General features: G+C 58.7%; 25 protein-coding genes. 11 read left to right on the forward strand and 14 right to left on the reverse strand.

Annotated features, from left to right (window positions below; genetic code table 11):
- Positions 1-8: 8 nt before the first annotated feature.
- The gene (locus ACIOU6_RS21065) at positions 9-719 is read left to right on the forward strand and encodes a GntR family transcriptional regulator (RefSeq protein ID WP_221730120.1); all 711 of its coding nucleotides are present in this window, start codon (positions 9-11) and stop codon (positions 717-719) included.
- 118 nt (positions 720-837) lie between these two features.
- Here ACIOU6_RS21065 and yjiA read toward each other — a convergent pair whose 3' ends face one another.
- From yjiA to ACIOU6_RS21080, 3 genes are all read right to left on the reverse strand, one after another.
- Positions 838-1812: a GTPase gene (gene yjiA / locus ACIOU6_RS21070; RefSeq protein WP_401138783.1), complete on the reverse strand. Its 975-nt coding sequence runs from the start codon at positions 1810-1812 to the stop codon at positions 838-840.
- Positions 1813-1965: 153 nt separating this feature from the next.
- Positions 1966-2163, reverse strand: a complete 198-nt coding sequence (locus ACIOU6_RS21075; RefSeq protein WP_201228575.1) for a YbdD/YjiX family protein — start codon at positions 2161-2163, stop codon at positions 1966-1968.
- Between the two features lie 15 nt (positions 2164-2178).
- Positions 2179-4245 (reverse strand): carbon starvation CstA family protein, encoded by a 2067-nt coding sequence (locus ACIOU6_RS21080; protein ID WP_221730122.1) that lies wholly within the window; start codon positions 4243-4245, stop codon positions 2179-2181.
- A 159-nt stretch (positions 4246-4404) separates the two neighbouring features.
- Here ACIOU6_RS21080 and ACIOU6_RS21085 point away from each other — a divergent pair, with 159 nt between their 5' ends.
- Entirely contained in the window at positions 4405-4773 is a 369-nt protein-coding gene (locus ACIOU6_RS21085; protein ID WP_401138784.1) for a PilZ domain-containing protein, read from the forward strand.
- A gap of 121 nt (positions 4774-4894) precedes the next feature.
- Here ACIOU6_RS21085 and radA read toward each other — a convergent pair whose 3' ends face one another.
- The 3 genes from radA to katB all read right to left on the reverse strand — a co-directional run bounded on the left by radA (position 4895) and on the right by katB (position 8457).
- Positions 4895-6262: a DNA repair protein RadA gene (gene radA / locus ACIOU6_RS21090; protein ID WP_007909773.1), complete on the reverse strand. Its 1368-nt coding sequence runs from the start codon at positions 6260-6262 to the stop codon at positions 4895-4897.
- Positions 6263-6308: 46 nt separating this feature from the next.
- On the reverse strand, positions 6309-6854 hold the full coding sequence (locus ACIOU6_RS21095) for an ankyrin repeat domain-containing protein (protein WP_401138785.1): 546 nt from the start codon (positions 6852-6854) through the stop codon (positions 6309-6311).
- A 61-nt stretch (positions 6855-6915) separates the two neighbouring features.
- Positions 6916-8457 (reverse strand): catalase KatB, encoded by a 1542-nt coding sequence (katB, locus tag ACIOU6_RS21100; protein WP_401138786.1) that lies wholly within the window; start codon positions 8455-8457, stop codon positions 6916-6918.
- Between the two features lie 286 nt (positions 8458-8743).
- Between katB and mscL the strand changes: the two genes are divergently transcribed.
- Positions 8744-9157 (forward strand): large-conductance mechanosensitive channel protein MscL, encoded by a 414-nt coding sequence (gene mscL, locus ACIOU6_RS21105; RefSeq protein WP_221730127.1) that lies wholly within the window; start codon positions 8744-8746, stop codon positions 9155-9157.
- Between the two features lie 43 nt (positions 9158-9200).
- On the opposite strand, the gene ACIOU6_RS21110 is transcribed toward mscL, so the two are convergent.
- The gene (locus ACIOU6_RS21110; protein WP_401138787.1) at positions 9201-9977 is read right to left on the reverse strand and encodes a ferredoxin--NADP reductase; all 777 of its coding nucleotides are present in this window, start codon (positions 9975-9977) and stop codon (positions 9201-9203) included.
- 283 nt (positions 9978-10260) lie between these two features.
- Here ACIOU6_RS21110 and ACIOU6_RS21115 point away from each other — a divergent pair, with 283 nt between their 5' ends.
- The gene (locus tag ACIOU6_RS21115; protein WP_221730129.1) at positions 10261-10974 is read left to right on the forward strand and encodes an autoinducer binding domain-containing protein; all 714 of its coding nucleotides are present in this window, start codon (positions 10261-10263) and stop codon (positions 10972-10974) included.
- Positions 10975-11151: 177 nt separating this feature from the next.
- Positions 11152-12276: a methyltransferase gene (locus tag ACIOU6_RS21120; RefSeq protein WP_401138788.1), complete on the forward strand. Its 1125-nt coding sequence runs from the start codon at positions 11152-11154 to the stop codon at positions 12274-12276.
- Positions 12277-12347: 71 nt separating this feature from the next.
- Here ACIOU6_RS21120 and ACIOU6_RS21125 read toward each other — a convergent pair whose 3' ends face one another.
- The 3 genes from ACIOU6_RS21125 to ACIOU6_RS21135 are packed head-to-tail and all read right to left on the reverse strand — an operon-like array spanning position 12348 to position 15026.
- On the reverse strand, positions 12348-12515 hold the full coding sequence (locus ACIOU6_RS21125) for a DUF2474 domain-containing protein (RefSeq protein ID WP_221730131.1): 168 nt from the start codon (positions 12513-12515) through the stop codon (positions 12348-12350).
- Between the two features lie 57 nt (positions 12516-12572).
- Positions 12573-13580: a cytochrome d ubiquinol oxidase subunit II gene (cydB, locus tag ACIOU6_RS21130; RefSeq protein WP_401138789.1), complete on the reverse strand. Its 1008-nt coding sequence runs from the start codon at positions 13578-13580 to the stop codon at positions 12573-12575.
- Between the two features lie 3 nt (positions 13581-13583).
- Positions 13584-15026: a cytochrome ubiquinol oxidase subunit I gene (locus tag ACIOU6_RS21135; RefSeq protein WP_401138790.1), complete on the reverse strand. Its 1443-nt coding sequence runs from the start codon at positions 15024-15026 to the stop codon at positions 13584-13586.
- Between the two features lie 396 nt (positions 15027-15422).
- Between ACIOU6_RS21135 and ACIOU6_RS21140 the strand changes: the two genes are divergently transcribed.
- The gene (locus tag ACIOU6_RS21140) at positions 15423-16661 is read left to right on the forward strand and encodes an MFS transporter (protein WP_401138791.1); all 1239 of its coding nucleotides are present in this window, start codon (positions 15423-15425) and stop codon (positions 16659-16661) included.
- Positions 16662-16673: 12 nt separating this feature from the next.
- Here the strand turns inward: ACIOU6_RS21140 and ACIOU6_RS21145 are convergent, their stop codons facing one another.
- Complete coding sequence (locus ACIOU6_RS21145; RefSeq protein WP_221730135.1) at positions 16674-17219, reverse strand: DJ-1 family glyoxalase III; 546 nt, start codon at positions 17217-17219, stop codon at positions 16674-16676.
- 67 nt (positions 17220-17286) lie between these two features.
- The gene (locus ACIOU6_RS21150; protein ID WP_221730136.1) at positions 17287-17733 is read right to left on the reverse strand and encodes a DUF4879 domain-containing protein; all 447 of its coding nucleotides are present in this window, start codon (positions 17731-17733) and stop codon (positions 17287-17289) included.
- A gap of 223 nt (positions 17734-17956) precedes the next feature.
- Here ACIOU6_RS21150 and ACIOU6_RS21155 point away from each other — a divergent pair, with 223 nt between their 5' ends.
- The 4 genes from ACIOU6_RS21155 to ACIOU6_RS21170 all read left to right on the forward strand — a co-directional run bounded on the left by ACIOU6_RS21155 (position 17957) and on the right by ACIOU6_RS21170 (position 21820).
- On the forward strand, positions 17957-19252 hold the full coding sequence (locus ACIOU6_RS21155) for an NCS2 family permease (protein ID WP_401138792.1): 1296 nt from the start codon (positions 17957-17959) through the stop codon (positions 19250-19252).
- Positions 19249-20328 (forward strand): tRNA (uridine(54)-C5)-methyltransferase TrmA, encoded by a 1080-nt coding sequence (gene trmA / locus ACIOU6_RS21160; protein ID WP_221730138.1) that lies wholly within the window; start codon positions 19249-19251, stop codon positions 20326-20328. The genes ACIOU6_RS21155 and trmA overlap by 4 nt, the downstream gene beginning before the upstream one ends.
- A gap of 191 nt (positions 20329-20519) precedes the next feature.
- A complete protein-coding gene (gene aroQ, locus ACIOU6_RS21165) occupies positions 20520-20960 on the forward strand; it encodes a type II 3-dehydroquinate dehydratase (RefSeq protein WP_102899935.1) in 441 nt (146 codons plus the stop codon).
- A 5-nt stretch (positions 20961-20965) separates the two neighbouring features.
- Positions 20966-21820: a shikimate dehydrogenase gene (locus ACIOU6_RS21170; RefSeq protein ID WP_401138793.1), complete on the forward strand. Its 855-nt coding sequence runs from the start codon at positions 20966-20968 to the stop codon at positions 21818-21820.
- A 51-nt stretch (positions 21821-21871) separates the two neighbouring features.
- Here ACIOU6_RS21170 and ACIOU6_RS21175 read toward each other — a convergent pair whose 3' ends face one another.
- Both ACIOU6_RS21175 and quiC read right to left on the reverse strand, forming a co-directional pair.
- Positions 21872-22549, reverse strand: coding sequence for a TetR family transcriptional regulator (locus ACIOU6_RS21175; RefSeq protein ID WP_221730140.1), 678 nt, complete (start codon positions 22547-22549; stop codon positions 21872-21874).
- A gap of 102 nt (positions 22550-22651) precedes the next feature.
- Complete coding sequence (quiC, locus tag ACIOU6_RS21180; protein ID WP_401138794.1) at positions 22652-24553, reverse strand: 3-dehydroshikimate dehydratase QuiC; 1902 nt, start codon at positions 24551-24553, stop codon at positions 22652-22654.
- Positions 24554-24814: 261 nt separating this feature from the next.
- On the opposite strand from quiC, the gene ACIOU6_RS21185 reads away from it, so the two are divergent.
- Complete coding sequence (locus ACIOU6_RS21185; RefSeq protein ID WP_221730142.1) at positions 24815-26152, forward strand: MFS transporter; 1338 nt, start codon at positions 24815-24817, stop codon at positions 26150-26152.
- Positions 26153-26374 lie beyond the last annotated feature (222 nt).

The following is a 26374-nucleotide window of genomic DNA, read 5'->3' on the forward strand; positions in this document are numbered from 1 at the left end:
GATCGGCCATGAACAGTCTTGCCACGCCGTCGCACACTCGTCAGATGCCGGCTGCCCTGCCCTTCTCGCGCCTGCCGGCGCCGAGCGATGACCTCTATCCACGACTGTTCGATGCGATTCTGGAGCAACGCATCGATCCGGCCAGCCGTTTCACCGAAGACAGCCTCAGGCAGATGTTCGGTGTCAGCCGTGCGGACGTGCGGCGGGTGCTGACGCAGCTATCCCATGAACACATCATTGTGTTGCGCGCCAATCATCGCCCGCGTGTCACCGCGCTGAATGCCGAACAAACGCGGCAAACCCTGCATGCACGGCGCCTGACCGAAAGCACGCTGGTGCGCCTGGCTTGTCAGCGGCCACAGGCCGAAGAATTGAAACGCCTGCGAGCGTTGATCGAACGTGAACGCCAGGCTGTAGAGCAGGATCGGCGGGCGATGGCGATTCGGTTGTCCGGGGAGTTCCACCTGCAACTGGCACACATGGCGGGGAATGCACCGCTGGCGCATTTTCTCGGCAGTCTGGTGCCGCTGACGTCATTGGCGATTGCGCGCGGTGATGGATCGACGCGCCGTTGTTGCGCGTGGCAGGAGCATCTGGCGATTGTTGAAGCAGTGGAAAATGGGGATGCTGCAAAGGCCGCAATGCTGATGAACCAACATCTGGATCATCTGGAAGACACCCTGTTATATTCCGTCAATGAACAGTGCGCCACCGGATGATCGCCATCGCGGGCCCGCTCCCACAGTGATTGAGGGTGACCACAGATTTTGTGACCAACCCCATAACCTGTGGGAGCGGGCTTGTTCGCGAAGAGGTCCTTAATGACTGCGCAAATATTTAGCCTTGCGCCGCCACCCTGGCAAACCCCGCCCGAATTTTCTCCTCCGGCAAATCATCGGCAATAAACACGATCACACTGTCCCGCGCCTCACCCTCGGCCCACTCCGTATCCCAGTCGAAACCATAGAGTTTCAGCACGCCCTGAAACACCAGCCGCCGATCTTCCCCGGCAATGTTCAGCACGCCTTTGTAGCGCAGCAATTGCTTGCCGTGCTCCTCCAGCAATTCATTCATGAATTCACTGAGCTGATCGATATCCAGCGGTTGCTCAGTGCGCAGCACCAGACTGGAGATGCGATCGATAGACGGCGCCTGGCTCACCGGCCGCAGACTCAGCCCGCCACCCAGGTCGGCATTGAGGTTGAAGCCGCGCACATCGAGTAACTCGGCCAGATCGATATTGCCGTGTTCGACCACACGAATCGGTGCTCGACGGTTGATCCGCGTCAGCCGTTCGCTCAGCGCCGTGAATGCCGCTTCGTCGACCAGATCGGTCTTGCTCACCAGCAAGCGGTCGGCGAAACCAATCTGCGCCTGGGCGATGGTCTGGGTCAGGTGCTGCTCGGCGTGGGCCGCGTCGACCAGTGTGATGATGCCGTCGAGAATGTAGCGCTCACGCAATTCTTCATCGATGAAGAAGGTTTGCGCGACTGGCGCCGGATCGGCCAGACCGGTGCATTCGATCACCAAGCGGTCGAAGACGATTTCGCCGTTGTCCAGGCGTTCAAGCAACAGATAAAGCGCTTTGGTCAGATCGGTGTGAATGGTGCAGCAGACGCAGCCATTGGCCAAGGTCATGACTTGCACCGGCTCATCACCCAGCAACTGCGTGTCGATACCGGCGTCGCTGAATTCGTTTTCGATCACGGCGATTTTCAGGCCGTGCTCGGCTTTCAATAGATGGCGCAGCAAGGTGGTCTTGCCGGCACCGAGGAAACCACTGAGTACCGTGACCGGAATGGGAGAGGACAAAACTCGATCTCCTTAAAAGAAACACAAAACAAATGTGGGAGCGGGCTTGCTCGCGAAGGCGGTGCATCAGTCAGAACATTCATCAACTGACACTGCGCTTTCGCGAGCAAGCCCGCTCCCACAGGGGGATTGCAGCAACCTCAGGCTGTCAGCTCAACAGCACTTCGGCCCACCCTTGCCACCGTAACGGGCCTCCTGACGTTCGCGGAAGAACATCTCGTAGCTCATCATCGGTTTGTCCGGGTGCTTGGTTTGCATATGCTCGACGTAGGTGTCGTAGTCGGGCATGCCGACCATCAAGCGCGCAGCCTGACCGAGGTATTTACCGAGGCGACTCAGGTCATTGAACATGGTGCAATCCTCTGGTTACGCGTCCGGCAGAGCCTGGAATGGCGATTCTTTATCCGTACGCTCTTTTTTGCCCCAGGCGGCGATGCCGACTTTGAGCGCATAGAACAGGATGCTGAATACCACGAACAGGAACAGCGCGGTCAGCGTGGCGTTGGTGTAAGCATTGAAGATGACGTGCTGCATCTGATCGATGCTCTTGGCCGGGGCAATAATCTGACCGTTGGCCAACGCATCGCTGTACTTCTTGGCCAGCGACAGGAAACCGATTGCCGGGTTGGCGTCGAACAGTTTGATGAAACCCGCCGTTGTGGTGCAGATCAGCAGCCAGGTGGCTGGCAGCAGAGTGACCCAAATGTAGCGCTGACGCTTCATTTTGATCAGAACCACAGTGCCGAGCATCAGCGCGATACCGGCCAGCATCTGGTTGGAGATACCGAACAGCGGCCACAAGGTGTTGATGCCACCCAGTGGATCGATCACGCCTTGGTACAGCAACCAGCCCCACATCGCCACACAACCGGCGGTGGCAATCAGGTTGGCCGTCCACGACTCGGTACGCTTGAGCGCCGGAACGAAAGAGCCGAGCAGATCCTGGAGCATGAAACGTCCGGCACGGGTACCAGCGTCCACAGCGGTGAGGATAAACAGCGCTTCGAACAGGATCGCAAAGTGGTACCAGAACGCCATGGTGTTTTCACCCGGCAGAACACTGTGCAGGATTTGCGCGATACCCACCGCCAGGGTCGGCGCACCGCCAGCACGGGCCAGAATGGTGGTTTCACCAATGTCATGGGCGACGGCTTGCAGCGCCTCAGGCGTGATCGCAAAGCCCCAACTGCTGACCATCTGCGCCACCGAAGCGACATCCCCACCCACCACGGCGGCCGGGCTGTTCATGGCGAAGTACACGCCCGGTTCGATCACCGAAGCGGCAACCATGGCCATGATGGCGACGAACGACTCCATCAACATGCCGCCGTAACCGATGTAACGGGCGTTGGTTTCGTTATCCAGCAGCTTCGGCGTGGTCCCGGAGGAGATCAGCGCGTGGAAACCGGACACCGCACCACAGGCAATAGTGATGAACAGGAACGGGAACAGACCGCCCTTCCACACAGGGCCGGTGCCGTCGACGAACTGGGTCAATGCCGGCATTTTCAGCTCAGGCATGGTCACCAGGATGCCGATCGCCAACGCGATGATCGTACCGATCTTGAGGAAGGTCGACAGATAGTCACGCGGCGCAAGGATCAGCCATACCGGCAGAACCGCCGCCACGAAGCCGTAACCGATCAGCATCCAGGTGATTTGAATACCGGTGAAGCTGAAGGCCTTGGCCCACACCGGATCAGCGGCAATCTGCCCACCCAGCCAGATCGAACCGAGCAGCAGCACCACGCCAATCACCGAGATCTCGCCGATGCGACCCGGACGGATGTAGCGCATGTAAATGCCCATGAACATCGCGATCGGGATGGTCGCCATCACGGTGAAGATGCCCCACGGGCTCTCCGCCAGCGCTTTCACCACGATCAGTGCCAGCACCGCGAGGATGATGATCATGATCAGGAAGCAGCCGAACAGTGCGATGGTGCCGGGAATGCGGCCCATTTCTTCACGCACCATGTCGCCCAGGGATCGGCCGTTGCGACGGGTCGACATGAACAGAACCATGAAGTCCTGCACCGCGCCCGCCAGCACCACACCGGCAATCAGCCAAAGCGTGCCAGGCAAATACCCCATCTGCGCTGCCAATACCGGGCCGACCAACGGCCCCGCGCCAGCAATGGCCGCGAAGTGGTGACCGAAGAGAATGTGTTTGTTGGTTGGAACGTAGTCCAGACCGTCGTTGTTGAGCACGGCGGGGGTGGCCCGACGCGCATCGAGTTGCATCACATTGTTAGCGATGAACAGGCTGTAGTAACGATACGCAACCAGATAAATGGCCACGGCTGCGACCACAATCCACAAGGCGTTGATCGCCTCGCCTCGGCGCAATGCCACTACGCCCAGGGCGCACGCTCCTACGATTGCCAGCACTAGCCAGGGTAAGTGGCGTAGCAGGCTATTATTATTTTTCATTTTTTTATTCCAGCCAGGGTGGACAAGAAAGACAGCCACCCCGAGTTTAGCGCTACTGGCGACAAAGGCCATACCCCGACGTTGGTCTAGACGCTTGTCTGCACTGGCACGGTTGAAGAATGCGGGTCTATAGTCAGCGAACATCCGGAGGATTGCGCCATGAGCGAACAACCTGACGAGCGTCGCCGTTTCAAACGCATCGCGTTCGATGCCAAAACCGAGTTGAGCCAGGGCGAGTACATCTGGCCAGTGAAGTTGATCGACCTGTCGCTAAAGGGTCTATTGATCGAGAAGCCAGAGCCGTGGCTAGGTGATCGGGAGCGGCATTTCCTGGTCGATATCCATCTCAACGATGAGGTCGGCATCAAGATGGATGTGCAATTGACCCACGACGACCATGGCCAACTCGGCTTCGCCTGCAAGCACATCAGCCTGGAGTCCATCGAACGCCTGCGGCGCTTGATTGAGTTCAACCTGGGCGATCCGCAGGAGCTGGAGCGCGAGTTGGGCGCTCTGATCGAAATCTAGAAGCCACTACCAATCCCTGTGGGAGCGGGCTTGCCCGCGAAGAGGCCGTGTCAGTCAACATTGATTTCGACTGACCCACCGCTTTCGCGGGCAAGCCCGCTCCCACCAAGGTTCCGAGTGTTTATTCGAAGAGCGCGTCGAGGGCCTGTTCCAGACGGGTCACGGCAATGATCTGCAGCCCTGGCGGTGACTCCTTCGGCGCATTGCCCTTGGGCACGATCGCCCGTTTGAAGCCATGCTTGGCCGCTTCCTTCAAACGCTCCTGTCCACTGGGCACCGGACGCACTTCGCCAGACAAGCCCACTTCACCAAACACCAGCAGATCATGGGGCAATGGCCGATTACGCAAGCTCGACATCACCGCTGCCATCAATGCCAGGTCAGACGCCGTCTCCAGCACTTTCACCCCGCCGACCACATTGAGAAACACGTCCTGATCGTGAGTCGGAATGCCGCCGTGCCGATGCAAAACCGCCAGTAACATCGCCAATCGGTTCTGATCGAGCCCCAACGTCACACGTCGCGGGTTGGCCAAGTGGCTGTCATCGACCAACGCCTGCACTTCCACCAGCATCGGCCGGGTGCCTTCCCACGTTGCCATCACCACGCTACCCGGGACTTCTTCCTGAGCACGCGTCAGAAAAATCGCCGAAGGGTTAGAGACTTCTTTCAGGCCCTTGTCGGTCATGCCGAACACGCCCAACTCATTGACCGCGCCGAAGCGGTTCTTCACCGCGCGCAACAACCGCAAGCGTCCGTCGGACTCGCCTTCGAAATACAGCACCGTATCGACCATGTGCTCCAGCACGCGAGGCCCGGCAAGCGCGCCTTCCTTGGTGACATGGCCGACGAGGAAAATCGCCGTGCCGCTTTGCTTGGCGTAACGCACCAGCAGCGCCGCACTCTCACGCACCTGGGAGACACCACCAGGCGCCGACTGCAGTTGTTCGGTGAAGATCGTCTGGATGGAGTCGATCACCATCACCTTGGGTTTTTCCTGACGAGCGGTGGCGATGATGGTTTCGATACAGGTTTCAGTCATCACCCGCAGTTGATCCTGGGGCAAGCCGAGACGGCGGGCGCGCATGGCCACTTGTTGCTGGGACTCTTCGCCGGTGACGTACAGCGCCGGCATGCTCTTGGCAAGGTTACACAGGGTCTGCAACAGAATCGTCGATTTGCCGATCCCCGGATCGCCGCCAATCAGCACCACCGAACCATCCACCAGACCGCCGCCGAGCACGCGATCGAGTTCGCCCGACGCGGTGGAAAACCGCGGAATCTCTTCAATGCTGACTTCGGCCAGCGTCTTGATCTGCGCCTGCTGCCCGGCCCAACCGGTGCGACCGGTGGGCGCCGTGGCCCCGCCGCTTTCGATCATGGTTTCAGTCAGGGTGTTCCAGGCACCACATTCACCGCACTGGCCGGCCCACTTGGGAAAAGTTGCGCCGCACTCAGTGCAGCCGTACATGCGCTTGGCCTTGGCCATCTGAACCCCCGGGGCAAAACCGCGATGATAACGCAGCCATCACCGATCAGCGCGGCGCGGCGGTGCGGATTTCTCCGCTGGCCAGACGCGTGGGGCTGTTGCCCAGTGGATCTTCGGCATTCAGGTCGGCACCTTTGGCCTTGAGTGCGTCGAGCAACTCAAGGCGTTTGAACAATCCGGCGTACATGGCTGCCGTCTGTCCGGCGCCGTTACGTTGGTCGGGGCTGCAGTCGGTCGCCATCAGGCGGCGGGCAATCTGCAATTCGCCCTTGAAAATCGCCCCCATCAACGCTGTGTTGCCGCGTTGATCCTGAGCACAGGCATCGGCCCCGGCGGCGAGTAACCTTTCAACCGCCGGCGCCTGACCGTGATACGCCGCCAGAATCAGCGCGGTGTAACCCTTGCTGTCGCGGGTATCGAGGGAGTAACCGGACTCAATGAAGGTTTCCAGCATTGGCACGTCACCACGCCGGGCCGCGTCGAAATAGTAGTCCTGAAGCAGAGCCTTGATCGCGTCGGGGCTCTGCTCAGGGGAGGCCGCCCATGCGGCGAACGACAGACAACCCGATAGCCACAAAAGACAGATACGCATAAGCACTCTCCTTGAGCGAAACGGGGCCCGGATTCAGACCCCGCGTCGCATCAACGCTGAATCAGTCGACCAGTTTGGCCGCCAGCGCCTTGACTCGGCTCAGGTCGCCCATAGCCACTTTAGTCACGCCGGTGCCGTATTCGGGATCAGCCTTATAAAGGAAGGACAGGATGATGTGCTTGCTCTCGTCATCAGTGGTGGCCAGCGAGCCGCCAAAGCTGTCGATCAGATCACGACGTTCCTTTTTGCTGAACGAGCGATACAGATCGCCGGCCTGCTTGAAGTTCTGCTCACGCTGAATTTTCGCCTGCTGGGTGCTGCCCGATAGCGCCGATGGGCTGTAACGCGCGCTTTGCGTCTCTTCGCGCGGTTGCAAACGGCTCGGCTGATAGTTCACGCCGGAGTGGCTGGCACCCACATTCATCGCACCATCCTGATTGCCATTATTCACCGCAACTTTTGGCGCGTTGATCGGTAATTGCAAGGCATTGGCACCCAGGCGATACATTTGCGTGTCGGCATAAGAGAACACTCGGCCTTGCAACAAACGATCTTCCGACGGCTCGATACCCGGCACAACATTGGCCGGCGCCATGGCAACTTGTTCAGTTTCCTGGAACACATTTGCCGGATTACGGTTCAATACCATTTGTCCAACTTTGCGTTCTGGAATACCCGGCCAGATCTTGGTTGCATCCAGCGGATCGAAATCAAACTTGGACAAATCTTGCGGTTTCAGAACCTGAATGTACAAGTCCCACTTCGGAAAATTGCCTTTATTGATGTTTGTCACCAAGTCATTGGTCATATGACTGTAGTCCTGACCTTGAACTTTCGTCACTTCCTTAGGGGCCAGATTCTTTATGCCTTGCAAACTCTTCCAGTGAAACTTTACGTAATGCACTTCACCTTTTGAATTGATCAACCTATAAGCATGTACGCCGTTGCCGTCCATTTCCCGATAACTGGCTGGTGTGCCTGAGTTGGAATACAACTCGGTCAGCGTGCGCGTGGCTTCCGGTACATGGGAGAAGAAGTCGAACCGGCGAGAGTCGTCATCAAGGTTGGTAAGCGGATCAGGTTTGAAGGCGTGCACCATGTCCGGGAACTTGATCGCATCGCGAATGAAGAAGGTCGGGAAGTTGTTGCCCACCAGATCCCAGTTGCCATCGGCGGTGTAGAACTTGGTGGCAAAACCGCGCGGGTCGCGCAGGGTTTCCGGTGAGTGATTACCGTGCACCACGGCGGAAAAACGCACGAAAACCGGCGTGCTCTGGCCGGCGGCAAAGACCTTGGCCTTGCTCAGGTCACTGAGGTCATTGGTGACCGTGAAAGTGCCGTGGGCGCCAGCGCCGCGTGCATGTACCACACGCTCGGGAATGCGCTCGCGGTCGAAACGCTGCAGCTTCTGGATCAGTTGCACATCCTGCAGCAGCACCGGGCCATTGGCACCGGCAGTCTGCGAGTTCTGATTGTCACCCACTGCTGCGCCGTTGTCCCGGGTCAGGGGGGCGGCATGCACGGAGAAGGTCAGGAGGCTGGCGGTGAGTACACCAAGGGTGCGGCGATGGGGAAAAGCCCCTAAGCCAAGCGTGGAAGTCATATCAGGTTCCTCTGGTTTTTTTGGGCGCATCCAGGTGCGCCAAACAGAGGCTAGAGGGCAAAACCGGCGAACATAAATAGAAAGTTCGTAACTCGATGATTGATAAATTTAGCTTCCTGTTCAGTGCGTTACGGCGTATTTCGCGCGCGATTAGTGGCACTTTGCAAACTAATCGTCGATTGATGTGTCGATAAAAACGGGCATTGTAAGAAGGTGTTTCGCGCAGGACGCGTTTTGCTGATTTACACTGCGTACACCAAACTCATCTGTAACAAGGAAATAACCTATGGGCGTGCTAAGCGAGTTCAAGGCCTTCGCGGTCAAAGGCAATGTGGTCGACATGGCCGTCGGTATCATCATCGGTGCCGCCTTCGGCAAAATCGTTTCGTCGTTTGTCGGTGACGTGATCATGCCGCCGATCGGCCTGCTGATCGGTGGTGTCGACTTCAGTGACCTGACCATTACGCTGAAAGCCGCCGAGGGCAGCGCCCCTGCGGTAGTGATGGCTTACGGCAAATTCATTCAGACCGTGCTCGACTTCATAATCGTCGCCTTCGCAATCTTCATGGGCGTCAAAGCCATCAACCGCCTCAAACGCGAAGAAGCCGTTGCCCCTAGCCTGCCACCGGTGCCTAGCAAAGAAGAGGAATTGCTGGGCGAGATCCGCGATCTGCTCAAGGCCCAGAACAATCAGCCCTGAACTTTGCACGCGATAAACAACGGCGCCTTCGGGCGCCGTTTGTTTACCAGTAGTTTTCCACGGCCACTTGGCCGGGGCGGCGAGTGAGGCTTAAGCTCATGCCCCGTTTTTTCAACAGTGCACGAGTGTCGTCGATCATCTGCGGATTGCCACACAACATGACCCGCGAGTGCTCGGCAGACAACTCCACACCGGCGACACGCTCAAGCTCTCCGTTCTCGATCAGCGCAGTGATGCGACCGTTCAGCGCGCCGGGATGCGCTTGTCGCGTGACTGTCGGGATGAATTGCAACTTGTGTGCGTGCTCGCTCAGGTATTCACGTTGCGCCAGCCCGGCAATAAGCTCCTGATACGCTAACTCCCGCGCTTCGCGCACGCTGTACACCAGAATGATCCGCTCGAATTTTTCCCAGACCTCGAAATCCTGCAGGATCGACAGAAAAGGCGCCACCCCCGTGCCTGTGGATAACAACCAGAGATCCCGACCGTCAACGAAGCGATCAAGGGTCAGATAGCCGAACGCCTGCCGTTCCACCAGCAAGCTATCGCCGATCTGCAGCCGACTTAATTCACTGGTGAACTCACCGCCCGGAACTACGATGGAAAAGAACTCAAGAAACTCGTCGAAGGGTGACGACACCATCGAATAAGCGCGCCACACGGTGCTGCCATCGGCCCTGGTTACGCCAAGCCTGGCAAACTGCCCCGCACGGAAGCGAAAACCTGCGTCACGACGGGTGCGTAAGGTGAATAGACTTGGGGTCAACGGCTGTACGTCGATCAATGTCTGAGCCGTGTACTTCTCTGCACTGGCGGTCATGGGGCGCTCCGATAAACGATTGCCACCAGTGTCCCGCAATTCCCCCCGTCTAAACACCGATGATTGGTAATGGCATTCAGAAAAACCATCCATTTGTTAAAAGTCAGGATGATGACTTAAATTAAAGTATTTTTTAATTGCTAAGAACATTTACTGAACACACCGGCATCTTCAAGAGCGAAATAATTTAAAACCACACGCAGGAAATATCCTACACTTCGACCCGTGCCGGGTTTTTGGATCAATTCGGCGCCCCCTATGCAACACCAACGGAGAGCATGTAATGGAAACGTGGAAGGAGTCGCAGTTAAGGCAACTGACTTTCGCTAAAGGGATAGATGCCGCTTATCCGATTTTGCTCAGATTCGCCGAAAATCTCGGTTTCAATTTTTGTGCAATTTCGGTCACGTCCCCCCATCGGGAAGTGCATCTTGATGCGTTTCAAATCAACAACTACCCCAAAGAATGGAATCAGCAATATGAACAACAAAAATTCAGCGTAGTTGACCCAGTAGTAGCGCATTGCAATCAGTCACTCATGCCGATTGTATGGAATGAAACAGTCTTTGCAGATACGCCGCGACTATGGGAAGCGCTAAAGGCGCACAAACTGCAATATGGCTGGTCCCAGGCCTTCCATCATAATGATACGGGTTTGTGCAGCATTATCAGCCTTGCACGTAAGCACTGCCCGATCAGTCCGCTAGAGTTGTACGAGCACTTTGGTTATATCTTCTACGCCGCGAGTCACTTGAGCGAACTGTTCGCCCGCACCCTGCCCGTGAATCCGGCCAAATCCGAAAAACCGCACCTTTCACCACGAGAACTGGAGGTTCTGCAATTGTCCGCCGGTGGAAAAACGGCTTATGAGATCTCGAAAATCCTCAGCTTGAGCGAACGCACCGTGAACTATCACGTGCAAAACGTGATCGAGAAACTCAACGTCTGCAACAAGATTTCCGCCGTCATCGCGGCCGCCAGGGCCGGAATCATCTAAAGCGTCGCCTGGCATCCGGATTAAAACTTACGGGTATTTGCGGAGAAAAAAACGTACCATTTGTGGCCTTTCTGAGTGATGACGTGAAGCTTTGTTGCGTTGTAGTTCACTTGATCGGTTCCGCCGCATGACACCAGGGCTGCGGGATACCCGTTGATCACCCTGAGTCCCCGCCCCATGCCTTTGCTCGATACGCCCTTCGCCCAACTCGACCTGATCCGCCAGCCCGAACAGCAGAACGAACCACTGCAGGCTTTCGATGCGGCCGACGAATACTTGCTCAACCATCTGGCCGCACAGCAACCGACGGCCGACACCCGAGTCTTGGTGCTCAACGACAGCTTCGGCGCACTGGCCGCCAGCCTGCTGGGCAAGGTGCAAGTGACCAGCAGCGGTGATTCGTTTCTGGGTTTTCAAGGTCTGGAAAAAAACCTGCTGCGCAACGGCCAAGCGTTCGATGCGATCTGCGGTATTCCGGCCAGCGAGCCTGTGGTCGGGCCCTTCGACCGCGTGCTGATCCGCGTACCTAAAACCCTCGCCTTGCTCGAAGAACAACTCATTCGCCTGCAAGAGCAACTGGCACCCGGCGCTGAAGTGATCGCCGCGGCGATGGTCAAACATCTGCCACGCGCTGCCGGTGATCTGCTGGAACGTTACATCGGCCCGGTGCAAGCTTCACTGGCAGTGAAAAAAGCCCGATTGCTCATCGCCACACCAGAAGCAAAGACACCGGCGGTGTCGCCCTACCCATCGCGTTATCGTCTCGACACACCGTCTATCGAATTGCTCAACCACGCCAACGTGTTTTGTCGTGAAGGCCTGGACATCGGCACCCGCGCCTTTTTGCCGCATTTGCCCAAGAGTCTGGGTAGCGCACGGGTTGCCGATCTCGGCTGCGGCAACGGTGTTTTGGCGATAGCCAGTGCTTTGCAAAACCCCGATGCGCAGTACACGCTGGTCGACGAGTCGTTCATGGCGGTGCAATCGGCCACCGAGAACTGGCGCGCCGCGTTGGGTGATCGCGACGTGATCGTGCGGGCCGGCGATGGCCTGGCCGGGCAGGAAGCACAATCGCTGGATGTGATCCTGTGCAATCCGCCGTTCCATCAGCAGCAAGTGGTGGGCGACTTCCTTGCCTGGCGCATGTTTCAGCAGGCTCGCGAAGCGCTGGTGGTCGGTGGTGCGCTGTACATCGTCGGCAACCGTCACTTGGGTCACCACAGCAAACTGGCGCGACTTTTCCGGGGTGTCGAGCAGGTGGCGGCAACGCCGAAGTTCGTGATCCTCAAGGCCCGCAAGTAATCCGCAAGACAAAAAAACCCTCCGTCAGGAGGGTTGCAAATCCGTACCCGAAGGCGCCGGGACGAAGTGATTCAGTGAGTGGTCAGGCCTGCGGCGTTCATGAACATGCGCATCAGGCTGGCAACGATAAACAGCGCACCGACACTGCCCACCCAGATCATGGCCAACCAGCCGAGCCGCTGCCATAGCGGTTTTTTTTCGGCCTCTTCAATGTCGTGCAGGGAATGTTTGCCGGGCATTGCTTCATCCTCCGATTGAGGGAGATGGCGCCGCTAGCGACGCCTTCGTGGTCACGACTAGTGATAACCGTCCTCATGAGTCACCTTGCCGCGGAACACGTAGTAGCTCCAGAAGGTGTAACCCAGGATGAACGGGATGATGAACAACGTACCCACCAGCATGAAACCCTGACTTTGCGGCGGTGCGGCGGCGTCCCAGATCGAGATCGACGGCGGCACGATGTTCGGCCACAGGCTGATGCCCAGTCCGCTGTAGCCGAGGAAGATCAGCACCAGGGTCAGCAGGAACGGCATGTAATTGGCATTGCGTGCCACGGCGCGGATCAAGCCATACATCGTCACCAACACCAGAATCGGCACCGGCATGAACCAGAACAGGTTCGGCATGCTGAACCAGCGTGTGGCAATGTCCGTGTGTGCCAGAGGCGTCCAGATACTGACGATACCGATCACGGCCAACAGCACGAAGGCCAGCGGCCGCGCCAGGTTGTGCATCTGCTCTTGCAGCTTGCCTTCGGTCTTCATGATCAGCCAGGTGCAGCCGAGCAAGGCATAAGCAACCACCAACGCGGCACCGCAGAACAGCGTGAACGGCGTCAGCCAATCCAGTGAGCCACCGGCGAACTGCCGATTGACCACGGGCAGACCATCGATGAACGCGCCGAGCGCCACGCCCTGGAAGAACGTCGCCGCCACCGAACCACCGATGAACGCCTTGTCCCAGAGATGACGTTTATCGTCCTTGGCCTTGAAGCGAAACTCGAACGCGACGCCACGGAAGATCAGACCGATCAGCATGAAAATCAGCGGCAGGTACAACGCCGACAGCACCACCGAATAGGCCAGCGGGAACGCGCCGAACAACGCCGCACCGCCCAGCACCAGCCAGGTTTCGTTACCGTCCCACACCGGGGCGACGGTGTTCATCATTACGTCACGGTCGGTCTTGCCCGGGATGAACGGGAAGAGAATCCCGATCCCCAGGTCGAAGCCGTCCATGACCACGTACATCATGATGCCGAAGATGATGATCACGGCCCAGATCAGCGGAAGATCAATACCCATGATTCAAATCTCCTTGGTCAGGGTGGGGCTGTGGTCAGCCTCGGAGCCATCGTCGTCAGCAGCCGACAGCGGCCTGGCCGGCGTACGTTTCTGGCCAGGACCACCGTCGTTGGTTTCCTTGCCTTCGTCGGTTATCGGCCCCTTGCGCACCAGACGCATCATGTAGCCCAGACCTGTACCGAACAGCGCGAAATACACCACCACAAACATGATCAGCGTGATGCTCATCTGCATGAAGCTGTGGTTGGAGGACGCATCCGTCGTGCGCATCAACCCGTAAACCACCCACGGTTGACGACCGATTTCCGTAGTGAACCAGCCTGCGAGGATCGCGATCAGGCCGGATGGTCCCATCCACAACGCCAGGTACAGGAACGGCCGCGAGGTATACAGCGTGTCGCGTTTGCGCAGCCACAGACTCCACAAACCGGTGAAGATCATCAGGAAGCCGAGGCCGACCATGACCCGGAACGACCAGAAGACAATGGTCGAGTTAGGCCGGTCTTCTGGCGGGAACTCCTTGAGCGCCGGCACCTGTTTGTCCAGCGAGTGGGTCAGGATCAGGCTGCCGAGGTACGGGATCTCAACGGCGAATTTGGTTTTCTCTTCTTTCATGTCGGGCCAGCCGAACAGAATCAGCGGCGTGGCTTCGTCACCCTTGTTTTCCCAATGACCTTCGATCGCAGCGATTTTCGCCGGCTGATGTTCCAGCGTGTTGAGGCCATGGAAGTCACCGATGACCGCTTGAATCGGCGCGACGATCAACGCCATCCACATCGCCATCGACAGCATGGTGCGGATGGCCGGGTTGTCTTTGCCGCGCAGCAAGTGCCAGGCCGCCGAGGAGCCGACGAAGAAAGCGGTTGCAACGAACGCCGCCGTGGCCATGTGCAATAGGCGATACGGGAACGAGGGGTTGAAGACAATCGCAAACCAGTCGGTCGGGATCACCTGACCGTTGACGATTTCAAAGCCCTGCGGGGTTTGCATCCAGCTATTGGAAGCGAGAATCCAGAAAGTTGAAATCAGCGTGCCGATGGCCACCATCACCGTGGAGAAGAAGTGCAGGCCACGTCCGACCTTGTTCCAGCCGAACAGCATCACCCCGAGGAAACCGGCCTCAAGGAAGAACGCCGTGAGCACCTCGTACGTCAGCAACGGCCCGGTGACAGCGCCAGCGAAATCAGAGAAGCGACTCCAGTTGGTACCGAATTGATAAGCCATGACCAACCCGGAGACCACACCCATGCCGAAGTTGACGGCAAAGATCTTCGACCAGAAATGGTAAAGGTCACGGTAGGTGTCGTTATGGGTTTTGAGCCACAGGCCTTCGAGCACCGCCAGGTAACTCGCCAGCCCAATGGTGATGGCCGGGAACAGGATGTGGAACGAGACGGTGAACGCGAACTGAATTCGGGCGAGATCGAGTGCCTCTAAACCGAACATAAGTCTTCCTCTGTCAGGTAATACCGGCTGTGGGGCTTGTGGCCCCAACGCCTACTGCCCCCACGGATATGGAGTGCGGCGAATTCTGATTCGTTCTTTTTTAACAACCATCGCAACGCAGGGAGTCTGGCCAACGGGCCACCGGATCAATTCCGTTCAGGGTTTTGATCTGGATCATGCAACGTTGAAAGAGTAGTCCCATTTTGAGCGAAGAACTGCGTGGTCGTTTGCCGCGTGACAAGTTGCCTCATCACCCTGGCAAAGCCCGGGCGGGGGCTTGATCCATGTCCCTGAAAGAAAATCGATGTCTGGCTAACTAAATTTCCCGCCCTAGCAACTTCCTGTTACAGACTGGTGATAATCTCGCGATTCCCCACCAGCCAGACCTGCCTTCAGATGCCCAGCCAAGAGCCCCTGCTGTTACGTCACCACCGCCCTTTTCTTGCGTTCTGGCTGGCCCGGATCTTTACCGCCAGCGGTTTTCAGATGCTCACCGTGGCCATTGGCTGGAACCTCTATCAATTGACCGGCAACGTGCTTGATCTGGGTCTGGTTGGCCTGGTCGAGTTCGCCCCGCGTGTGCTGTTCATGTTGCACACCGGACACGTCGCCGACCGCTATGACCGGCGTAAGGTCGCAGCGATCTGTCAGTCGCTGCAAGCGTTGATTGCGCTGGCGCTGGCAATTGGCAGCGCCACCGATCACGTCACCCGGGAAATGATCTTTATCCTCGCTTTTCTGCTCGGTGCCGCACGCTCGTTCGAGATGCCAACCACCCAGGCACTGCTGCCGAGCATCGTGCCCAGTGCGCTGTTCCCGCGTGCAGTGGCGGCGGCGCAATCGGCGCAACAATCCGCAACCATCGTCGCCCCGGCCCTTGGCGGCTTGCTCTATGCGTTCGGCAGCGTCTGGGTGTATGGCCCGACGGTGATTCTCTATGTGATTGCCTGCTCGCTGATGCTCAACCTGCCGGCACGACAAACGCCCTTGAACAAAGGCAAAGCCACGCTGGATTCGCTGCTGGCGGGGATTCGCTTCATTCGCAGCCGTCCTGACATCCTCGGGGCGATATCGCTTGACCTGTTTGCGGTGTTGCTCGGTGGCGCCACGGCGCTGCTGCCGGTATTTGCCAAGGACATCTTGCTGACCGGCCCGTGGGGGCTGGGTTTGCTGCGCTCGGCGCCCGCCGTGGGCGCCTTGTTGATGTCACTGTTCCTGGCCCGGTTTGCCGTGGAGCGCAACGTCGGCCGGGTGATGTTCACGGCGGTGGGCGTCTTCGGCGTCGCGACCATTGCCTTCGGCCTGTCGACCTCGTTCTGGTTCTCACTGGCGGTGTTGGTGGTGCTCGGCGCAGCGGACATGATCAGCATGGTGATCCGCGCGTCCTTCGTACAACTGGAAACCCCGGACGAAATGCGCGGCCGGGTCAGCGCGGTCAACGGTCTGTTCATCGGCGCTTCAAACCAATTGGGCGAGTTCGAGTCCGGCATCACCGCCCACTGGTTCGGCACCGTGCCGGCGGTCGTCATGGGCGGGATCGGCACGCTGGTGGTGACCGGAACGTGGATCAAACTGTTCCCGACCCTGGCCAAACGGGACCGGATGACGGAGCGGGTGGAAGAGGCGAAGGTTTAGCGCTCTTCAAACCTACAACTCCCCCGCCACTTTCGCCCGCAGCGCCTTGCCGCCAAGTTGTTCGACCAGTACCAAAGCAAACTCCAGCGCGGCACCAGAACCCTGGGCGGTGATGCAGTTGCCATCAACTACCACGGGTTGATCCACAAACGTGCAGCCCGACAATTGATGACTGACGCCCGGCAGGCAAGTCATGCGTCGCTGACGCAAAACGCCGAAGGCTTGCAAGGCGACTGCCGGGCCTTCGGCGATAGCGGCGAACAAGCGCCCGGCGCTGGCCTGATCCTTGAGCAATTGCTGCAAAGGCTGGTGCGCCGCCAAATGCTGTGAACCCACGTCACCGCCGGGCAGGACGATCAGATCGAAAGTCTGCGCCAGCACATCGACCAGCATGCCGTCAGCCGTCAGGCGGGTGCCGCGCGCGCAGGTCAGCATGCGTCGTCCTTCGATGCTGGCCGCCACCACTTCGATGCCGGCGCGGCGCAGCACATCGATCAGGGTCACGCTTTGCAGGTCATCGATCCCCTCGGCGAGGGTAATCAGGGCTCTAAAGGTCATGGGCGATTTCCGCTGGGTGATCTTCAAAGCGTAGTCAGCTTTAGCCTGGCTCGTTTGGCCGTAGCCGTTACTTGATGTAAAGCTGCGTCGACATGCTGTTACCCGGCGCGTTGATCGAGGTGTTGCTGAAAGTGAAGATGCCGCTCTGCTTGCCCGCCAGATCAAAGATGTACAGATAGCCGACGGTTTTACGGCCGACCGTGCATTCGGTGAGATTGCCGGTCTCAAACGCGCAGACCGGGGTTCGCGTGCCATTCACTTCAAAACCGTCCAGCGCCACATGGGGCTCGCGACCGTAACCGACTTCCAGCACGTAAACCTTGATGTGCGGGCCTTGGTGGTCACAACGCGTTTGCTCCTGCCCCTCAGTGATGCCTTCAAAACCGCACGGCGGTGATTCGACTTTCAGCACTTTCAACTGGGTCAGCGGCGGCGCCGAGGCCGCCCAGGCGCCAGGCATCCCGGTCATGAAAATAGCCATCAGTGCGAAAGCCTTCATCCAGCGCTTGTTCATACGATCCCTATCCCCCCAAAAATCAGCGCGCAGTATGGCGCACTTGCTCTCACGGCAAAACTTCGCCGACGATCGACACCAACAACCGCCATATTGCCCACGCTGCTGGTATGATGCGCGGCTTTTTCCGGCCCATCACAATTTTCCAGGCGCTTGCGACGGTCTGTGCTTTGCTGTTGAGGTCGATACATTCACGGCGCCATCCGCGCCACGGGGAGCAGACATGCTGGAAAGGCTGTTTCAACTCAAGGCACACAACACCAACGTGCGAACCGAGATTCTTGCGGGTATCACGACGTTCCTGGCCATGGCCTACATTCTGTTCGTCAACCCGAGCATTCTCGGCGAGACCGGCATGGACAAGGGTGCGGTATTCGTCGCCACCTGTCTGGCCGCCGCGATCGGTTCGACGGTCATGGGCCTGATCGCCAACTACCCGATCGCTCTCGCACCGGGCATGGGCCTGAACGCCTTTTTCACCTACACCGTCGTGCTGCACATGGGCCATACCTGGCAAGTGGCACTGGGCGCGGTGTTCATTTCGGCCGTGCTGTTCTTTCTGCTGTCGATCTTCCGCATCCGTGAATGGATCATCAACAGCATCCCGCTGCCACTGCGCTCGGCGATTGCCGCCGGTATCGGCCTGTTCCTGGCGCTGATCGCCCTGCACAACGCCGGTATCGTGGTCAGCAACCCAGCGACCATGGTCGGCCTCGGTGACCTGAAACAACCGGCCCCGATTCTCGCCACCCTTGGTTTCGCCCTGATCGTCGCCCTTGAAGCCCTGAAAGTGCGCGGCGCGGTGCTGATCGGCATTCTGGCGGTCACCGTTGTCTCGATCGCCTTGGGCGTTACCGCGTTCGTCGGCGTGATCTCGATGCCGCCTTCGCTGGCCCCGACCTTCCTGCAACTGGACATCAAAGGCGCACTGGACATCGGTCTGGTCAGCGTGATTTTTGCTTTCCTGTTCGTCGACCTGTTCGACAACTCTGGCACCTTGATCGGCGTCGCCAAACGCGCCGGCCTCATGGGCAAGGACGGCCACATGCCGAAAATGGGCCGTGCGCTGATCGCCGACAGCACCGCCGCCATGGCCGGTTCGCTGCTGGGCACCTCGACCACCACCAGTTACATCGAATCCGCTGCTGGCGTGAGTGCGGGCGGCCGCACCGGTCTGACTGCCGTCGTCGTCGCGATCCTGTTCCTGCTGGCGCTGTTCTTCTCGCCATTGGCGTCCAGCATTCCGGCATTCGCCACCGCACCCGCGCTGCTGTTCGTCGCCGTGTTGATGACTTCCGGTCTGGCGGAAATAGACTGGGAAGACATCACCGTTGCCGCCCCGGTCGTGGTGACCGCGCTGGCCATGCCGTTCACCTACTCCATCGCCAACGGTATCGCGTTCGGCTTCATCGCCTGGACCGCGATCAAACTGCTGTCCGGGCGTGCCCGTGAGCTGAACCCGGCGCTGGTGATTTTGTCGATTCTGTTCGTGATCAAGTTGGGTTGGTTCAACGCATGACTTTCGATTCCCAAGCTTACGCCGCTCAACTCGAAGACAAGGTGACGCGCCTGCGTGACCTGCTGGCACCGTTTGATGCCCCCGAGCCGACAGTGTTCGACTCACCGCTGCAGAACTTCCGTCTGCGCGCCGAATTCCGTCTGTGGCGCGAGGCCGGCGAGCGTCACTACGCGATGTTCTCCCAAGACGACAAACGCACGCCGATCCTGATCGAAGCGTTCCCGATTGCCAGCCTGCGCATCAATCAGTTGATGCCACAGCTCAAGGCCGCGTGGCAGGCAAGTTCGGCGCTCAGCCACAAGCTGTTTCAGGTGGAGTTCCTGACCACGCTGGCCGGCGACGCAATGATCACCCTGTGCTATCACCGTCCGCTGGACGAGCACTGGCAGGCTGCAGCCGTCAAGCTGTCGGCAGATCTGGGGGTCAGCATCATCGGTCGCTCCAAGGGCAAACGCGAAGTGATCGGCCACGATTACGTGGTAGAAAAACTCGAAGTCGGTGGTCGTACCTTCAGCTACCGCCAGCCAGAAGGCGCGTTCACCCAGCCTAACGGCACCGTGAACCAGAAGATGTTGAACTGGGCTTACGAAGCACTGGGCGATCGCACTGACGACCTGCTGGAGCTGTATTGCGGCAACGGCAACTTCACCCTGCCGCTCGCCACCCGCGTGCGCAAAGTGCTGGCCACCGAAATCAGCAAGACGTCGGTCAACGCCGCACTGAGCAACCTCAGCGAAAACGCTGTGGATAACGTCACGCTGGTGCGCTTGTCCGCCGAAGAGCTGACCGAAGCGCTCAACGAAGTGCGTCCGTTCCGTCGCTTGCATGGCATCGACCTGAAGAGCTACGAGTTCGGTAGCGTATTCGTCGACCCGCCACGCGCGGGCATGGACCCGGACACCTGCGAACTGACCCGGCGCTTCGACAACATCCTGTACATCTCCTGCAATCCGCAAACCCTGGCGGCCAACATCGCCCAGTTGCACGACACGCACCGCATCACGCGCTGCGCGTTGTTCGACCAGTTCCCGTGGACGCATCACATGGAATCGGGTGTGTTGCTGACCCGCCGTTGATGCAAATGCCGGAGACAAGAAAGCCGTCATGATGACGGCTTTTTTGTGGATAAGTTTTGACTGTGCGATCACCGAACAAAAAACACCCACGGTAACGCTGTGCAATTGACCCATGTAACCATCTAGTACATTTTATCTCCACAGGCTGAACTCTCGGCCAAAGCCAAAAACAATAAGTGGAGTTTCCCCTCATGCCCCCTATCGTTCTGGTGCTTAACGGCCCGAACCTGAACTTGCTCGGCACCCGTGAACCGGCGACTTACGGCCACGAAACCCTGGCGGATATTTCTGCGCTGTGTGGACGTGCGGCCGAGGAGTTCGGCCTGGCCGTGGAGTTTCGCCAGACCAATCACGAAGGCGAACTGCTCGACTGGATTCACGCGGCCCGTGGCCGTTGCGCCGGGATCGTGATCAACCCGGCGGCGTGGACGCACACCTCGGTGGCGATTCGCGATGCGCTGGTTGCCAGCGAATTGCCGGTCATTGAGGTGCATCTGTCCAATGTCCATGCGCGCGAACCGTTTCGTCATCATTCGTTCGTCTCGGCCATCGCCACGGCAGTGATGTGTGGTTTCGGCAGCCATGGCTATCGCCTGGCCCTGGAACATTTCAGCCAGCGACTGAAGGGGTGAATCCGATGTCACGCCAAAGCGCGATACTCGCCGGGCTGATCGGCGCCGGCATTCAGGCCTCCCGCACGCCGGCCTTGCATGAACACGAAGGCGATGCGCAGGGCATGCGTTATCTCTATCGACTCATCGACCTCGACCAACTGCAGATGGATAGCACCGCCCTGCCCGACCTGCTGCTGGCCGCCGAACGAATGAATTACACCGGTTTGAACATCACGTTCCCATGCAAGCAGGCGATCATCCCGCTGCTCGACGAACTGTCACCCGAAGCCCGTGGCATCGGCGCGGTGAATACCGTGGTGTTGAAGGACGGCAAACGCGTGGGTCACAACACCGATTGCCTGGGTTTCGCAGAGGGCTTTCGCCGAGGCTTGCAGGATGCACCCCGTGAACGTGTCGTCCAGATGGGCGCCGGTGGCGCAGGCGCGGCAGTGGCCCACGCGTTGCTGAGCGAAGGCGTACAGCAACTGAGCATTTTTGATGTCGACAGCGAGCGCGCCGAAAGTCTGGCCAACAATCTCAATGAGCATTTCGGTTTCGATCGCGCCATGGCCGGGCGTGATCTGCCGAGCACACTGACTCAGGCGGACGGCCTGGTAAATACCACGCCGATGGGCATGGCCAAACTGCCGGGCATGCCCGTACCGGTGGAGCTGCTGCGCAAGGAGTTGTGGGTGGCGGAGATTGTGTATTTCCCGCTGGAAACCGAACTGCTGCGCAACGCCCGCGCCTTGGGTTGCCGCACGCTGGATGGCGGCAACATGGCGGTGTTTCAGGCCGTGAAGGCGTTTGAGCTGTTCAGCGGTGTAGTGCCGGATGCGCCGCGAATGCTGGCACATTTTCAAAGTATGAAGGGTTGAACTCAATCCCCTTGTGGGAGCGGGCTTGCTCGCTCCCACAAGGGGAATGCGTCAGGCCTGCAAGTAACGCAACACCGACTCACAGATCATCTCGCGATGACGCTGCTTGATGCTTTCGTCCGGCAGATCGATCTGAAAAATCTCACCGAACGTATGGCGGTTCGACACGCGATAGAAGCAGAACGAACTGATCAGCAGGTGCACGTCCAGCGCATTGAGCCCGGTACGAAACACACCTTGTTCAACACCCCGACGCAGGATCTCGCCCAGTGAATCGAGGATGGTGTTGTTCATTGCCTTGATCGCATCGGAACGCTTCACGTATTCGGCGTTGTGGATGTTCTCGATACTGACAATGCGCACGAAATCGACATTGTGATCGTGGTGATCGAACGTGAACTCCACCAGACGCCGAATCGCCACAATCGGCGATAACTCGTCCAGGTGCAGACGGTTTTCCGTGTTGCGGATATCGCCGTAGAGTTTTTCCAGGACCTCGACGTACAACTGCTCCTTACTGCCGAAGTAGTAATAGATCATGCGTTTGGAGGTGTGGATGCGCTCAGCGATCGCGTCGACGCGAGCACCGGACAGTCCTTGCTGGACGAACTCGACGATCGCCTCCTGCAGGATGTTCTCGCGGGTTTTTTCCGGATTGTTCTTGCGACTCTTGCGCGGCTCTGCGGCAGATACGACGGGAGCGGCGGGGAGTTCTGAAGTCATTGTCATTGCGGGCTCACGGCCATCACTGCACAGGCTGGCGATTATGGGCCGCGCGGCACAGTGAAGGAAGCCGCGCGGCATGTGTTTAATCCCGCGTTTACGATTTTCCTACAACTTCGCCTGGCGCACAGCGCCACTGCGTGATTTGGCCATCGCTGCCAGACGCACCGCGACGTTCGCCGCGCCGTAACCGGCATAGCCGCTTTTACGCTGGATGATCTCGAAGAAAAATCGCCCTTCAAACGGCTCTGTATAGACGTGAAACAACTCACCGCCCAGCGCGTCGCGGTCATAGAGAACGTTGTAATACGCCAGTTCGCTGAGGAATTGGTCGTCGAAATCAAAGCGCGCGGCAAGATCGTCGTAATAGTTCAGGGGGATATCGAGCAGCGGTACACCGGCCTCTTTGGCACGACTGACTTCGGCGAAGATGTCGTCACAATCGAAGGCAATATGATGCACGCCAGAGCCGCGATAACTTGACAGCGCGTGGGAGATCGCGGTGTTGCGGTTCTCGGAAATGTTCAGCGGCAAGCGGATAGAACTGTCGCGACTGCGCAATGCCCGGCTCTTCACCAGACCGTACGGGTCGGGCAGCACGACTTCATCGTCGGCCTCGAAATCCAGCAAGCTTTTGTAGAACAACACCCAACTGTCGAGGCTGTCAGCCGGCAGCGCCATGGCCATGTGATCGATGCGTTTGAGACCGCCACGGGCCGATGCACCTGGTAGCAGATTGAAGTCGGTGCCGTAGACATCCGCCTCTTCATCCACCAGATAAATCAGGCTGCCGTCCGGTGCGCGCACCGCCGCCAGCTCCAATTCGTTCGGGCCGACCAAGCCGCGATAAGGCTGCCCCTTGTAAGCCACGGCACGCGCCAGGGCACTGTTGCTGTCCTTGACTCGCACAGCGGTGGCGCACAGCGATGGGCCGTGAGCCTCAAAAAAACTGTGGGCAAACGAATAGGGTTCGCAGTTGAGGATCAGGTTGATATCACCCTGACGCAGCAAGCTGACGCTCTTGGAGCGATGCTGACCAGACTTGACGAAACCCAGCCGCTCCAGCCAGTGCGCAAGCTTGGCGCCGAGGCTTTCATCGACGGCGAATTCGAGAAACTCGATGCCGTTGTACTCGCTGGCCTTAGGGGTTTCAAAGAGGATTTCGCGATTGGCCACGGGCGCCGCTTCTTGTTCAAGGCGCTGACGGGTTTTCTCTTCCAGATACAGCAACGAGCGCAAACCGTCGGCGGCATTGGCCCGCGGCGGTGCGGCGCGGAAACCGTCATTGAAGATTTCCAGCGACAGCGGCCCGGTGTAACCGCTCTGGATGATCGGTGCCAGGAATCCCGGCAGATCGAATTCACCCTGGCCCGGGAAGCAGCGGAAGTGTCGGCTCCACTCCAGGACATCCATCGCCAGAATCGGCGCGTCGGCCATTTGCACGAAGAAAATCTTGTCACCGGGAATATCGGCGATGGCACGCGGGTCGCCCTTCAGTGACAGGGTGTGGAAGCTGTCGAGGAGCACACCGAGGCTTGGATGATCAGCCTGGCGCACGATGTCCCAGACCTGTTGATATGTATTGACGTGACGGCCCCAGGCCAGCGCTTCATAGCCGATTCGCAGGCCACGTGCGCCGGCACGTTCAGCCAGCAAGCGCAGGTCATCGACGAGAATCTGCTGATCGCCAACGCTGTCGGCCGAAGCGTTGCTGCACACCAGCACCAGATCGGTGCCCAGTTCCTGCATCAGGTCGAACTTGCGCTCGGCCCGCTCCAGGTTGCGCGCCAAACGGTCACGGCGGCAGCCTTCGAAGTCGCGGAACGGCTGGAACAGGGTGATGGCGATCCCGAGATCGGCGCACATCTGTTTAATTTCCCGAGGGCTGCCGTCGTAGTACAACAGATCGTTTTCAAAAATCTCCACCCCGTCGAACCCGGCGGCGGCGATGGCTTCGAGTTTTTCCGGCAGGGTGCCGCTCAAGGAAACGGTGGCAATGGAACGCTGCATGTTTCAACTCCCGGGCTGCGCCGCGTTGTTCATTTTTTGTCGTGGGGAAATTATTGGCTGCATCACTTCTCGCAGCAATTTAAAGTGTACTACCCGGTTAGTTTTGCGTGCGATTATCGAACACAATGCCGGTTTGACGAATTGACGATTTTTCGTCCACTGCCCAACATCCACAGCACATTGAGTCCGGTCGCGACGCACCGGTCGCAGCGTTCAAGAAAAAAGAACACCAAATAACAAATCCAAAAACGGGTGGAACACATGATTCCTTCACAGACTTCCCGCATGGCGCCAGCCATGAGCACTGCCACGGGTGGCATCGGCGACAAGATCCGCGGCGCCATGGCCGTCGGCAAGACCCGTTGGGGCATGCTGGCGCTGGTATTTTTCGCCACAACCCTCAACTACATCGACCGCGCCGCGCTCGGTGTCATGCAACCCATCCTCGCCAAGGAAATGAGCTGGACGGCGATGGATTACGCCAACATCAACTTCTGGTTTCAGGTCGGTTACGCGATCGGCTTCGTTCTGCAAGGTCGCTTGATCGACCGGGTCGGCGTCAAGCGCGTGTTCTTTTGCGCGGTGCTGCTCTGGAGCCTGGCCACCGGCGCCCACGGCCTGGCAACGTCGGCGGTCGGCTTTATGGTCTGCCGGTTCATCCTCGGCCTGACGGAAGCGGCCAACTATCCGGCCTGCGTGAAAACCACACGCCTGTGGTTCCCGGCCGGTGAACGCGCAGTCGCCACAGGCATCTTCAACGCGGGCACCAACGTCGGCGCGATGTTCACGCCGATGCTTCTGCCGCTGGTTCTCCATGTATGGGGCTGGCAGGCGGCGTTTCTGTGCATGTCGGCACTGGGCGGGATCTGGCTGCTGTTCTGGGGTCTGAAATACTTCAACCCGGAAGATCATCCGAGCGTCAAACAATCGGAACTCGACTACATCCAGCAGGAAGTCGAGCCAGAACAGGCCCGCGTGCCATTCTCGAAAATCCTGCGGATGCGCGGCACCTGGGCCTTCGCCCTCGCCTACTCGCTGACCGCTCCGGTGTTCTGGTTTTACCTGTACTGGCTGCCGCCGTTTCTCAATCAGCAATACAACCTGGGCATCAACGTGACCCAGATGGGCATCCCGCTGATCATCATCTACCTCACTGCCGACTTCGGCAGTGTCGGCGGCGGCATCCTGTCTTCGTTCCTGATCGGTCGCGGTATGAACCCGATAAAGGCACGGCTACTGTCGATGTTCCTGTTTGCCTGCTGCATCATCGGCGTGATCATGGCCGCCGGTTCGAGCAGTCTGTGGGTGGCGGTGGCAGCGATTTCCCTGGCCATCGGCGCGCATCAGGCCTGGACCGCGAATATCTGGAGCCTGGTGATGGACTACACCCCCAAGCACATGATGAGCACCGTCTTCGGTTTCGGCGGCATGTGCGCGGCAATCGGCGGGATGTTCATGACCCAGATCGTCGGCCACATCCTCACCGTCACCCACAACAACTACACCGTGCTGTTCACCCTGATTCCGGGGATGTACTTCATCGCGCTGATCTGGATGTACTTCATGGCACCGCGCAAGATTCCTGACGTCACCGAGTAATCCGGCCACCTACCTGACGGCGAAACTTTCCTCCTTTATGGATTGAGCCTAAATCCCTGCAGAAACTGCAAAAGGCTGCAATCTTGTGTTTTTGACGTTGCCATCCACGACCACTCGTCGGAATACTTTGCGCACCTGTCAGATCTGACAGGTGCGCCATCCTCGCCTTTGCGCCCTAATCACTCCATCGCCTTATTCAACGGCAGGAGTGCACGCCATGCT

The organism is Pseudomonas sp. NPDC087615, assembly GCF_044743445.1.
GTDB lineage: Bacteria > Pseudomonadota > Gammaproteobacteria > Pseudomonadales > Pseudomonadaceae > Aquipseudomonas > Aquipseudomonas baetica_A.